Below are 11903 nucleotides of genomic sequence, written 5' to 3'. Positions count from 1 at the left end.
AAAAAAGTGGATTAATATATAAATAAATGTAAAAGGATTTTGTAAAACTATGAAAATTGCAATAGGACTTGGCGAAAATAAAAATGTATTAGAAGCTGTGGAAATGTTTCCATTTGATGATATAAAAATTGCAAAAACAAATGAAGAACTACTAAAATACATCGAAGATCCAACAATAGATGGAGTAATACGAGGATCACTTGAATCAAACATCATAATGGATCTAAAAAAGAAACATCCACACATCTTCCGAGCATCAATACTTGAAAAAGATGGACATATCTTTCTTTTAACACCAGTTGGAATAGATGAATGTGATACAATACGTGCAAAAAGAGTAATAATTGAAGAATCATCAAAGATGATAGAAAATCTAGGACTTGAACCTAAAATAGCTCTAATATCAGGTGGACGAAAACAAGATAAAGGACGAAGTGCAAAGATTGATCAAACAATAGATGAATGTGAACAACTAACATCTGAACTTAAAGATCAATACAACATAAAACACTATTACATCCTAATTGAAGAAGCAATAAAAGATCAAGCAAACATAATAGTAGCACCAGATGGAATAATAGGAAACATAATATTCAGAAGCCTAGTATTAGTATCTGAAGTTCGAAGCTATGGAGCATTAACACTTAAACAGCCAAACCTCTTTATTGACACATCACGCTCCCAGACAACTGAAGGATATGTTAATGCAATTAAACTACTTTCACATCTAATAGGTGAAGAAAAATAAAATAAACATATTTTAATTTTAAAAAATAAAAATAAACAACAAGAACAATTAACAAAAAAAAGGGAATCAAAAGAAAATGACACTATTACAACCCATATATTCCATATATGAATGGTATATTTCAAGAAACTTAGATAAAGATAAGATGCCAAAACATGTAGCAATAATCATGGATGGAAATCGCAGATACTCAAAGCTTCAAGGAAATATGAATGTTATTGAAGGACATAAAAAAGGAGTAAGTACACTTGAAAATGTACTTGAATGGTGTATAGATCTTGGAATTGAAATTGTAACAGTATATGCATTTTCAACAGAAAACTTTAACAGACCACCACAAGAAGTTGAAGGACTTATGAATCTATTTGTTGAATCATTCACAGATATTGCAACAAATAAGAAAATACATAAAAATAAAGTACGAATCAAAGCTGTGGGAAAACTAGAACTATTTCCACAAGAAGTACGTGATGCAATAAAATATGCAGAAGATAAAACAAAAGATTATGATAGCCACCAAATAAATATTGCACTAGGATATGATGGAAGGGTTGAAATAGTAGATGCACTAAAAAAGATTGCAGAAGATATAAAAAGTGGTAAAATAGAGCCAAGTGAAATAAATGAAGAAATGATAAATGATAACTTATATACTGCAGGACTTGAAGATCCAAACCTTGTAATACGTACAAGTGGAGAAGAACGTCTAAGTGGATTTTTACTTTGGCAATCATCATATTCAGAGTTATACTTCACAGATAGCTTATGGCCAGAACTTAGAAAAGTAGATTTCCTTCGTGCAATAAGATCATACACACAACGTGATCGAAGATTTGGAAAATAAAAAAGAGGACATTTTAATAATTTACAAAAAATATGAGGTGAATAAGTAATGATAGATGTACACTGTCATCTAAACTTTCCAGAATTTAATGAACAACGAGATACTATAATTGAAAATTCAAAAGATAAATTCTCATACATCATAGACTCAGGGGCAAGCTATGATAGTAACATACGATCATATGAGTTAAGCCAACAATATCCTGAAATTATAAAAACAACAATGGGATATCACCCTGAATATGCAGGAACTAATGTTAAAGAAATTCAGGAAAAAACACTAAAACAGATAACAGAGAATATAGATAACATTCAAGCTATAGGTGAAATAGGACTTGACTTTTCAAAAGAAAGACCAGAAGATGAACTTAAAAGACAGCATGACATCTTCCATCAACTACTTAAAATGGCAGAAGAATACGATATGCCAGTAGTATTACATGTTCGTAATGCAGAAGCTCATGCACTTGAAATTATTAAAGAATATCCAAATATTCCTGATGTTGTTTTCCACTGCTTTAGTGGATCAAAACAAACAGCACTTGATGCTGTAGATTGTGGATATTACATATCATTTGCAACTAATGCACTTTATTCAAAAAAGCATAAAAAGAACATAAAAGCTGTACCACTAGAAAATATGTTAACAGAAACTGATAGTCCATATCTTTCACCACAAAAAGGTGAAAATAACCGGCCATTAAATATCAAGATGACAATTGAAAGAATTGAAAGAACTAAAAAAGATGTTAGTTTTGATGAAATAGAAAAACAAACAGAAAAAAATGCAAAAGAAGTATTTAACTTATAAATATAATAAAAGTACAATGTTACATAAAAATTTTAAAAAAAAATATAGAAGGTGAAGCATTATGGCAGATGACATGATTAAAATGTACATAGAAAAAAGACACAAATACGAAGCAAAAATACAACAAGATCTCAAAAAAATCGAAAAATCAGCAATTGACATAGCAGAAGTAGGAGACTACTTTAGTGTACAAAATGATGAACTTCTAATAACAATTAAGGCAATAATGAAAGATGATGAAAAACACATTGCAGTATATACAAATGAAAATCCTACAGAAATACCACTTTGTGAACTTACAATAACAGAAAATCCTGATCTTATCATGTGGATTATTCAAAATGATCAACTAATTAAGGAAGGATTTAAGGAAGTTCTAATAAATGCTGTGCGTAATGCAGAAAACATAGTTAACACACTTAAACAATTAAAAGTAAACTATGAGTGATTAAACTTGAAACCCTACATACATCTTAACTCTGCAATGACAGCAGATGGAAAAATAGCAACTAGTAATTCATCACTTCAAATATCATCAAAAGATGATCTGATACGTGTACATAAACTTCGATGTAAGTATGATGGTATTATGGTGGGAATTAATACTGTATTAATTGATGATCCTAAACTTACAATACATAAAATTGATGCAAAAAAAGAGGATAATCCTACACGTATAATTATTGATAGTAAAGCACGAACACCACTAAATGCACGTGTTTTAAATGATGATGCTGATAGTGTTATTGTAGTATCAAAAAAAGCACCAGAAGATCGTGTAGATAAACTTAAAAATATGTGTAATGTAATAGTTGCAGGTGAAGATCAAATAGATTTACCTTTAGCTATGAGTAAGCTTTATGATATGGGTATTTTAAGTATTCTTCTTGAGGGTGGATCAACTCTTAATTTTTCAATGCTTAAAGATAAACTGGTTGATAAATTATCAGTATGTGTAGGTTCTAAGATTCTTGGAGGATTTGATTCTAAAACTCTTGTTGATGGTGAAGGATTTAATCCAAGTGAATGTATTAATCTTAAAATTGAAAATATTGAAAAAATAGATGATGATATCTTAGTTGAATATAGGATAATTTATGAAAATTAGTTTTTTAATTTTTTTTTTAAAAAGAAGGAAGATTATTTTAAAAAACCCCTCTTTTTTTTAAATATTACATAATCTTCTCTTCAATTATTATTTTTGTTTAATGTTTTTTAAGTATTTTTTCAGGGTTTTTCTTAAGTACATTTTCAAGTTCTGATTCTGGTATTCCTGCACCTAGTGCTACTACTTCTGACATTTTATAATCTATCAGATCACCTGGTGCATGTGTATCTGTATCAACTACTAGGTCAGCTCCATATTTTAGTCCTAATTCTGCTACATGTCCGTTTCCAAGACAGTGTCCTCCACGGTAACTAATTTCTAGTGCCACATCATTATCTACTGCAATTTGTACTTCTTCTTCTGTGATTAGTCCTGGGTGTCCTATTATGTCAACTGATGGTGATTGTGCTGCCATCATGTTAGTTCCTGGTTTTACAGGTTCAACAGGTGTTTCGCCGTGTACTACTACTATTTCAGCTCCTAGACTTCGTGCTTTGTTTGCTAGTTTGTCTATTACTTCTATTGGTGTGTGGGTTATTTCAACACCTGGTATTACTTCTATATCCCAGTAATCTCGTATGTCATTTGCTGCTTGTGCTATTTTTCCTGCTACTTCTATGTTTGATGCATCTACATGGTCTGTTATTGCTATTGCTTTATGTCCTAGTATATCTGCTCTTCGTACTAGTTCTGATGGTAGTAATTCTCCATCACTAAATAGGCTGTGGGTGTGTAAGTCTATTCTTTTATTTTCAGACATTTACTTTTATCTCTCCTTTTTTATTATTTTATTATTATTTAGGTTTATGAATAAGAAATTATATAATTAATTATATGATTAATGAACTTAAAGTATTTCTACCTGCTCATATTACGGGTTTTTTTGAAATTATTACAAATGATGATCCTAGATTTAAGGGATCTCGTGGTGCTGGTATCACACTTGATGAGGGTGTAGTTACTCATACTAAGGTTACACCAGGTAGTGGTCGTGTTGAAATTTTAGTTAATGGTCATAAAAATGAGCTTAATACTGTTAGTCAAACTACAATTGATGTGATTTGTGATTTATTTAATGTTGATTTGTCATGTTATGATATTTTTATTGAACATTCACATACTTTTCCTGTTGGTTCTGGTTTTGGTACTAGTGCAGGTTTTGCATTAGGTGTTAGTTTTACACTTCCTACTCTTTTAGGTATTGATGTTTCATATCATATGGCTGGTGAAATTGCTCATCTTGCTGAGATTCGTTTATCATCTGGACTTGGTGATGTTATAGCTGCTATGGAGGGTGGTTGTGTAGTTCGTCTTCGTGAGGGTTCTCCTCGTTTTGGCATAATTGATAAAATTATAACTCCTCAACCTATATACGTTATTTGTAAAACTCTAGGATCTTTAGAGACTAGTGGAATTATTGATGATCCTTCATATCAGATGAAAATTAATAGTAGTGGTAGTAGTTTACTTGATGCTTTAATAAGGAATCCTAATATTGAAAATTTTATTAACTTATCATATAAATTTGCAAAAAACACAGAACTAATAAATCCAGAACTAAATGAAATTATAGACATAATGCGTGATGAAACACTAGGTGCATCAATGGCAATGCTTGGAAATACAGCATTTGCACTATCATATACACCTGATATATCAATAGAAGACTGTATAATAACACGCCTTAATATGAGTGGTGTTAAATATATCACTCAAAAATAAATAAAAAAAATACTTTTATTTTTTAAATAAAAAAATGAGTTAAAAAAAAGAGAGTATGTAATTTAAAAAATAGATGGTGGTTACAAAAAAAAAATTATTTGGAGAATACTCTATTTATCTTCTCCAATTATTATATTCATTATACAAAACTCTTTATCTGAATTTAAAAGAAATTATTTTTTTTCTTCTTTAAACTTTTTTAACATCTTCAATACAATAAATAATACCTTTTTCTTCAAGTCTTGATGTTACACGATTAGTCATTTTTCCCACAGCAAATACTAATACTCTTAAACCTTTCTCAGCAGCACTAGCTGTAGCTTCTGCTGTTGCAAACTCAAAGTCTGGATATACATTTAAATGATTTGTAATAGCACGAGCACTTGTACCAAGTACACCAATTCTATCAAACTCTTGTGCATAAATTTCTTCTATTTTATCCATATCACATGCACGTGATCCACCTTCAGCTATTGGAGGTATTTTTACTATAACAACATCTTTAGGAACAATATCTATTTCTCCACCAAGATTAATTAGTGTTACATCTTCTCCTTCACATACATCACTAAATACTTCAGCATAAGCATTAGATTTATCTTCTAAATCTGCATATAATATTCCATCTTCCATATTTAGCCATACTTGTTCTCCTTGGTGTAAATCTTCAGCTGCAATAGCAGGCCATATTGATTTATAACCATTCATTGTTGTAAGAACCATATCAGAGTATGATTTAAGATTAATTGCTTCAGTTTTAACTTTATCAATACCATACTTGGTAATTTTATATCTGAAATTAGAACTTCCAGTTTCAACATAGCCCTCTTTTACAAGTGCTTTAATATTTTCTGAAACTGCTTGAACTGTTATACCTAATTCATCAGCAATATCTTTTTGTTTAAGGTGAGGCTCTTGCTGTGCAATTTTTGCTAGAATTTGGAATTTTGTAAATTCCCCTTTATTTTTAAAGATTCTCATAGTATTTATACCTCTATCTATTTATTTAATTTCATAAAACCATTAAATGTTAAAAAATTTTTTTAATTCAATAAATTTCATTTCTTACTTATTAATTATAAGTATAATTTTATTTAAATATTTACAAAAATAGGAAACTTTTTTCAAGTCAATTGGTATTTTTTTGTAAATTAATATTATCATGTAATGTAAAAACTAAAACCTAATACTTTAAAATATTACTAAACTAGGTTTATTGAATTATTAAGTAAATTTATAAATTGATCCATATTATCCTCTGGAATATATGCTCCACATGCAACACTATGTCCACCACCAGAACCTCCACATTTAGCTGCTATATCAGATACAATATGACCAAAATGAATTCCATCATAACTAAGAAGTTTAGAACAACGAAGAGACACCTTATACATAGGTTCATCAGAGTCAACATGAGTATATCCAATTATTGGCTTTTGCCAGTCATAGTTACTAAGAAGCATTCCAGCAATTGTTCCTACTACATTTGCACGTATTCCATCAGCATTAAAGTATTGAAGATTATCAAGAATTTCAACATCACCATTACTAGATAAATTACTTAAACTTTGAGCTAAGTATTGTTTATGACCTTTTACTAAGCTTTCAAGTTCATCTTGAATATGTGATCGATCCTGTGATTTTATAACTTCCATTGCAAGATTATATTTTTTATTACGTGCACATGCATTTACAACAGTACTATATTCTGATGCATCCTTAAATGATGTGTATGGATCTTCAAATGTAAATTCATAGCTTTCTCCCATGATAAGTTTTGGTACATGTTCTATGTATTTATTTGGAACTTCACGTACCATCATCTTAAGAAGAGCATTAAAAAGCTTTCCTTTCTCAGCTTGTGATAAATCATAAAGATAACGTACATTTCCAAGTTGATCTTTTACAGGAATATTTAGATTTTCAAGAAAGTATATACATTCATTACGATTATTTGTTAAAGGTAAATGAATATCACCAAAGTATGATAATGCAACAAATAAAGGTCTTGTATGACGTCCATAAAGCATTAAGTCTTCCTGATAATTTACAACTCCCACTTCATTTGCATCAGCTAGTATTTCACGATTTAATCCTCTTAGTTTTCCTGTCATACTATTTTGCATATCACCTATTGCACTTAGTATTCCCATCCAGCTTAAATCATAAAATCCAAAGCTTTTTGCAAGAAGATATGATAATCCTCCACCTGATATTGTGTATGATCCATCAAGATTGTAATGATTTGGATTTATTTCAACATAATCAAAGTTTAGATCTTCACCTACTTTACGTATTGGAGGATGATGATCTAGTATTACCATTTTCTGGTCAGGTCCTACTATTTTTGAAACATCTTGTCCTGCTCCAAGATCTGATATTATTGCAAGATCAGATTCACATCTTTGATCTTCAAGTTCATTTATTTCAACAAAGTTTACATCATGTTGTATTTCTAGTCTATCAAGTATTGTTGAGAGAATTGATCCTGCTGTTACTCCATCACAATCTGTATGAGTGTAAATTGTAACATCCTCTGAGTCTAATATTTTTTCTTTTGCATTATTAAATAGATCATCCATCTGATCTCTTTGTTGTGTAACTTCATAAGTTGTATCTGCCATAGTCAATTTTAAAAGCTCCATAATAAGTATAATTTAAAAAATAAGAATCTTATTTATTATTTTAAAATAATATGCTAAAAATATGTTGATTATTATAAATAAGAAAAATTGTGTTTTAAAAAAAAATAAGGGGTTATTTTTTTTTTATGTGGTGGTCATATAATTTAATTTATTTATTTTCCCTTATTATTTTGATTCTCGTCTTATGTATTTAACATTCTTTGCAATAGCACGTAGTAGTTCAAGTTTAGTTTTTTGATCTTGATTTACAACTACACGTCCTGATTTTTTCCACCATGATGATGGGTATGATTTACTATGATCTACTGTGTAGTTTAATTTAAGCTTTCTTAAAGCTTGTGTTATTTCACGAGTTTTAGGTTCTTCTACACCTTCTTGTTGTGATATTTTACGTCCTTGTTTTCTTGAAACTGATGAATCTATGTATATTGGCCAAATAATTGTTTCCATTTACTATCATCCTTCTTTTATTAATATTAATTTTTAGTTTAAATGCTACTTAGAATTGAATTTATCATATCTATAACTGTATATCTGCTAGGTTCAATTGGAGTTATATTATGTTCTCTGATTTTTGCTCCTGTAATTGGTCCTATTGATGCTACTACTACATTTTCACGTAATGCATCAAGAAGTTGGTTATATTTATCTTCATCTGAATTTCTAATAACATCTAGTAGATTTGTAAATGTAAGTGGACTTGTAAATGTTATAATATCAATATTTGAATTTATTATATCATCTGCAAGTGATAGTATATCTGTTGTATCATCTGGTATTGCTGATTTATAAGCTTCTGCAACATATACTTTAGCACCAAATTTCTCTAGTGTTTCAGGTAGTATTTTACGTGCACTTAGTGTGCGTGGAAGTGCAACTTTTTTATCTTTCATGTCATATTCTGCAAATACTTCAAGAAGACCTTCTGCTGTGAATTTCTCAGGTATCATAGTTGCATTATTTGCATGTTTTTTTAGCTCTTCTTCAGTTTTAACGCCGATTACTGCTATTTTTGATGGAATTTCATGTTCTCCATAAAGATTAAAGAATGATTCAACACCTGATGGTGATGTGAATATAATCCAGTCAAATTCATCAATATTTTCTGTAATATAGCGTAGTTCATCAGATTCTACAACTTTAAGTTCTAATGTTGGAATTATTACTGGTATTCCATTGTTTTGTTTAATGAGATCTGCAAGTACTTCAGATCGTTGTATTGGTCTTGTAATTACAACTTTCTTATTGTTAAAGTCTGTCATTATTCAAGTTTACTCCTTAGTTTTTCAGCTTCCAGGTAAATATCTACAACTTCACCAATTATTACAAGTGCTGGTGGTCTGATTTTCTTTTCTGTAATATCTCCAAGTGTTCCTGTGATTACTTTTTGATCTGGAAGTGTTCCATTTTCTATTACACATACTGGTGTGTCAGCATCACGATATTCAAGTAGTTTTGGCACATACTTTTTAAGTAATCCTACTCCCATGAATATTACAAGTGTATCTGCTGTGTAATCCCAATTTACTTGTTTTTCTGATTTTTCAGGGTCTTCATGTCCTGTTACAAGTGTTAAGCTGGTTGCTATTGCACGATGTGTTAGTGGTAATCCTATCATTGCAGCTGATCCTAGTGCTGAGTTTATTCCTGGTACAACTTCCACATCTATTCCTTCACGTAGTAATGCTAGTTCTTCTTCGCCTCCACGTCCAAATATGAATGGATCTCCACCTTTAAGTCGTACTACAGTTTCACATTTTTTACCTTCATCAATTAGTAGTTGATTTATTTCTGGTTGTTTTCTGTAGTGTTCTCCTGCTCTTTTTCCTACATATATAAGTCTTGCTGTTGTTGGTGCATATTCAAGAAGTGAGTCATTTGCAAGACTATCATAAAGTACAACATCTGCTTTTTCGAGTATTTTAATTGCTTTAAGGGTTATTAAATCAGGATCTCCTGGTCCTGCTCCTAACATGTATACGGTCATTATATTTCACCTATATTTTTTTTGGTTGTTTTGTTAAAAAATTTTACTATTTAATGTAATAATCTATTAATTAGTTTTGTTAGAATTAACTAATATCATTTTAGTATGAATTAATATATTATAGTTTCTTACGTTATTTTTAGTTTTTTTTATAGAAAATAGATTTTTTTTTTTATTGAAAATAAGTTATAATTAAAAAAAAATGTTTAAAAAAAAGGGGTTGGTGGTCATGTAGTATATAATTTTTAATCTAGAAATCCTTCAAAGAATTTAAGACCATCTGTTGATCTAAGTAGTGGTTCTACTGCACGTTCAGGGTGTGGCATTACAGCTACTACATTTGCTTCTTTGTTACATACACCTGTTATGTTTTCAAGTGAACCATTAGGATTTTCTTCAGCAAAACTTAATACTATTTGATCATCATCATAGAGTTGTTCTACATCTTCTGTGTAGTAACGTCCTTCTTTGTGTGCTATTGGAAGTTCTATTATTTGATCTTTTTTATATAGTTTTGTAAATGGTGTTCTTGTTGTATTTACTTTTAGTTTCATACTTTCACATATGAATTTTGCATTTTCATTTTCAATAAATACACCAGGAACAAGGTCAATTTCACCAAGAATTTGTGCACCATTACATATTCCAAGTACAGGATTACCACCTTTTGCAAATTCTTTTATTGCATCAATAATTGGTGTGTTTCCTGCTATTGCACCTGCTCGTAGATAGTCACCATATGAAAATCCACCAGGAATTATTACAACATCTACATCAGATAAATCTTTTTGATTCCAGTTAATATATTCAGATTTTGCTCCTGCCAGGTTTACTGCATATTCTATGTCACGATCACAGTTTGTTCCTGGAAATCTTATTATACCAACATTTACATCTTTATCTGTCAATATTTATTCCTCACTAATAGTTATTTCATAATCATGAATTACTGGGTTACATAATAGTTTTTGACACATTTCATCAACTTCTGCTTCTGCTGTTTTTATGTCATCTGCATCCATTTTAAATGTGATTATGTTACTTGTTTTTGTATCATCTACTTCATAATTTAGTAGTGCTAATGCTTTTTGTATTGTAGATGCTTCAGGATTTAACATTCCTTTTTTTAAGCTTGTTTTTACTTCAACTAAATAACTCATATTCTACACATTCCTTTTATTCATATATGTTTTTTTTTAATCTATGTTCCATTTTTGTTTTTCTTCATCATTAAGTACTAGATTTACAACTACTTCGTATGCATCTACTACTCCTTCTTCTCCTTTACGGAAGATATCTTTATCAAAGTTTTTATGTGTTTCTGAATCCCATAGTCTTGTTGTATCTGGACTTATTTCATCTCCAAGTACAATGTTTCCATCTTTATCAAATCCAAATTCTACTTTAAAGTCAACAAGAATTAATCCACGTTCATATAGGAATTCTGATAATACTTTATTTATTTTTAGTGTTATCTGGCGTATTTGTTGTAGTTGTTCTTCAGTTGCTATTTCTAATGCTATAATAATACTATCATTTAGCATTGGATCATGATAAACATCATTTTTATAATCAAACTGTAATACTGGTGGTTGTAAGTGTTGATTTTTGTGGAATGGATATTTACGTAGTAAGCTACCTGTTGCAATATTACGACAAATAACTTCTAAAGGTATCATATCAAGAGATTTTGCAATCATTTCATTTTCATTAATTAATTTTATAAATTGAGTTAATATACCCTCATCTTCAAGTATTTTAAAGAATTTAGATGAAATAAGAGCATTATATGCACCTTTCTTATTTAAAGTATCCTTTTTTCCACCATCTAAAGCTGTAATATCATCTCTGAATTCTATTAGAACTTCATCATCATTTTCTGTTTTATAAACGTTTTTAGCTTTTCCTGTATAAAGTAACTCTTTTTTTACATCAGTCATATTAAATACCACAAATTAGTTCTATTAGGTGAATAAAAATTATTCATCTTTTAAACCTAAAATTTTATTATTTTTATTAATATTATAATATATGTT

General features: G+C 29.7%; 15 protein-coding genes. 6 read left to right on the top strand and 9 right to left on the bottom strand.

The window, feature by feature from the left end:
- Positions 1–49: 49 nt before the first annotated feature.
- From mtxX to MSCUN_RS07955, 5 genes are all read left to right on the top strand, one after another.
- Positions 50–748 carry a methanogenesis marker protein Mmp4/MtxX gene (gene mtxX, locus MSCUN_RS07975; RefSeq protein WP_095609174.1) on the top strand — a complete coding sequence of 233 codons (699 nt, stop codon included), beginning with the start codon at positions 50–52 and terminating at the stop codon, positions 746–748.
- Between the two features lie 76 nt (positions 749–824).
- Positions 825–1592, top strand: coding sequence for a polyprenyl diphosphate synthase (gene uppS / locus MSCUN_RS07970; RefSeq protein ID WP_095609175.1), 768 nt, complete (start codon positions 825–827; stop codon positions 1590–1592).
- A 48-nt stretch (positions 1593–1640) separates the two neighbouring features.
- Positions 1641–2402 (top strand): TatD family hydrolase, encoded by a 762-nt coding sequence (locus MSCUN_RS07965; RefSeq protein ID WP_095609176.1) that lies wholly within the window; start codon positions 1641–1643, stop codon positions 2400–2402.
- A gap of 61 nt (positions 2403–2463) precedes the next feature.
- Complete coding sequence (locus tag MSCUN_RS07960; RefSeq protein ID WP_095609177.1) at positions 2464–2850, top strand: hypothetical protein; 387 nt, start codon at positions 2464–2466, stop codon at positions 2848–2850.
- 6 nt (positions 2851–2856) lie between these two features.
- Entirely contained in the window at positions 2857–3510 is a 654-nt protein-coding gene (locus MSCUN_RS07955) for a 2,5-diamino-6-(ribosylamino)-4(3H)-pyrimidinone 5'-phosphate reductase (RefSeq protein WP_095609178.1), read from the top strand.
- Positions 3511–3607: 97 nt separating this feature from the next.
- Here the strand turns inward: MSCUN_RS07955 and MSCUN_RS07950 are convergent, their stop codons facing one another.
- Positions 3608–4270 (bottom strand): histidinol phosphate phosphatase domain-containing protein, encoded by a 663-nt coding sequence (locus MSCUN_RS07950; protein ID WP_095609179.1) that lies wholly within the window; start codon positions 4268–4270, stop codon positions 3608–3610.
- 74 nt (positions 4271–4344) lie between these two features.
- Between MSCUN_RS07950 and MSCUN_RS07945 the strand changes: the two genes are divergently transcribed.
- Entirely contained in the window at positions 4345–5232 is an 888-nt protein-coding gene (locus tag MSCUN_RS07945; protein WP_095609180.1) for a pantoate kinase, read from the top strand.
- A gap of 189 nt (positions 5233–5421) precedes the next feature.
- On the opposite strand, the gene MSCUN_RS07940 is transcribed toward MSCUN_RS07945, so the two are convergent.
- From MSCUN_RS07940 to purC, 8 genes are all read right to left on the bottom strand, one after another.
- Entirely contained in the window at positions 5422–6213 is a 792-nt protein-coding gene (locus MSCUN_RS07940; protein WP_095609181.1) for a DUF7839 domain-containing protein, read from the bottom strand.
- 221 nt (positions 6214–6434) lie between these two features.
- Positions 6435–7859: a single-stranded-DNA-specific exonuclease RecJ gene (recJ, locus tag MSCUN_RS07935; protein WP_095609182.1), complete on the bottom strand. Its 1425-nt coding sequence runs from the start codon at positions 7857–7859 to the stop codon at positions 6435–6437.
- 186 nt (positions 7860–8045) lie between these two features.
- Positions 8046–8330 carry a signal recognition particle subunit SRP19/SEC65 family protein gene (locus MSCUN_RS07930; protein ID WP_095609183.1) on the bottom strand — a complete coding sequence of 95 codons (285 nt, stop codon included), beginning with the start codon at positions 8328–8330 and terminating at the stop codon, positions 8046–8048.
- Positions 8331–8368: 38 nt separating this feature from the next.
- Positions 8369–9142, bottom strand: coding sequence for a uroporphyrinogen-III synthase (locus MSCUN_RS07925; RefSeq protein ID WP_095609184.1), 774 nt, complete (start codon positions 9140–9142; stop codon positions 8369–8371).
- Positions 9142–9867 carry a uroporphyrinogen-III C-methyltransferase gene (cobA, locus tag MSCUN_RS07920; protein WP_095609185.1) on the bottom strand — a complete coding sequence of 242 codons (726 nt, stop codon included), beginning with the start codon at positions 9865–9867 and terminating at the stop codon, positions 9142–9144. Before cobA ends, MSCUN_RS07925 begins: the two co-directional genes overlap by 1 nt.
- A 245-nt stretch (positions 9868–10112) precedes the next feature.
- Positions 10113–10775 (bottom strand): phosphoribosylformylglycinamidine synthase subunit PurQ, encoded by a 663-nt coding sequence (gene purQ, locus MSCUN_RS07915; protein ID WP_095609186.1) that lies wholly within the window; start codon positions 10773–10775, stop codon positions 10113–10115.
- Between the two features lie 3 nt (positions 10776–10778).
- A complete protein-coding gene (purS, locus tag MSCUN_RS07910; protein ID WP_095609187.1) occupies positions 10779–11027 on the bottom strand; it encodes a phosphoribosylformylglycinamidine synthase subunit PurS in 249 nt (82 codons plus the stop codon).
- A gap of 36 nt (positions 11028–11063) precedes the next feature.
- Positions 11064–11807: a phosphoribosylaminoimidazolesuccinocarboxamide synthase gene (purC, locus tag MSCUN_RS07905; protein ID WP_095609188.1), complete on the bottom strand. Its 744-nt coding sequence runs from the start codon at positions 11805–11807 to the stop codon at positions 11064–11066.
- Between the last annotated feature and the right edge of the window lie 96 nt (positions 11808–11903).

The organism is Methanosphaera cuniculi, assembly GCF_003149675.1.
Lineage (GTDB): Archaea > Methanobacteriota > Methanobacteria > Methanobacteriales > Methanobacteriaceae > Methanosphaera > Methanosphaera cuniculi.
The sequence above is the reverse complement of the archived record's forward strand: the minus strand, read 5'-3'. Positions and strand labels throughout refer to the sequence as shown.

Coding starts and splice junctions, on each gene's coding strand:
- mtxX (WP_095609174.1), top strand. CDS start 50: ATGAAAATTGCAATAGGACTTGGCGAAAATAAAAATGTATTAGAAGCT.
- MSCUN_RS07950 (WP_095609179.1), bottom strand. CDS start 4,270: ATGTCTGAAAATAAAAGAATAGACTTACACACCCACAGCCTATTTAGT.
- MSCUN_RS07930 (WP_095609183.1), bottom strand. CDS start 8,330: ATGGAAACAATTATTTGGCCAATATACATAGATTCATCAGTTTCAAGA.
- purC (WP_095609188.1), bottom strand. CDS start 11,807: ATGACTGATGTAAAAAAAGAGTTACTTTATACAGGAAAAGCTAAAAAC.
- MSCUN_RS07940 (WP_095609181.1), bottom strand. CDS start 6,213: ATGAGAATCTTTAAAAATAAAGGGGAATTTACAAAATTCCAAATTCTA.
- MSCUN_RS07945 (WP_095609180.1), top strand. CDS start 4,345: ATGATTAATGAACTTAAAGTATTTCTACCTGCTCATATTACGGGTTTT.
- cobA (WP_095609185.1), bottom strand. CDS start 9,867: ATGACCGTATACATGTTAGGAGCAGGACCAGGAGATCCTGATTTAATA.
- purS (WP_095609187.1), bottom strand. CDS start 11,027: ATGAGTTATTTAGTTGAAGTAAAAACAAGCTTAAAAAAAGGAATGTTA.
- MSCUN_RS07960 (WP_095609177.1), top strand. CDS start 2,464: ATGGCAGATGACATGATTAAAATGTACATAGAAAAAAGACACAAATAC.
- uppS (WP_095609175.1), top strand. CDS start 825: ATGACACTATTACAACCCATATATTCCATATATGAATGGTATATTTCA.
- recJ (WP_095609182.1), bottom strand. CDS start 7,859: ATGGCAGATACAACTTATGAAGTTACACAACAAAGAGATCAGATGGAT.
- MSCUN_RS07925 (WP_095609184.1), bottom strand. CDS start 9,142: ATGACAGACTTTAACAATAAGAAAGTTGTAATTACAAGACCAATACAA.
- MSCUN_RS07965 (WP_095609176.1), top strand. CDS start 1,641: ATGATAGATGTACACTGTCATCTAAACTTTCCAGAATTTAATGAACAA.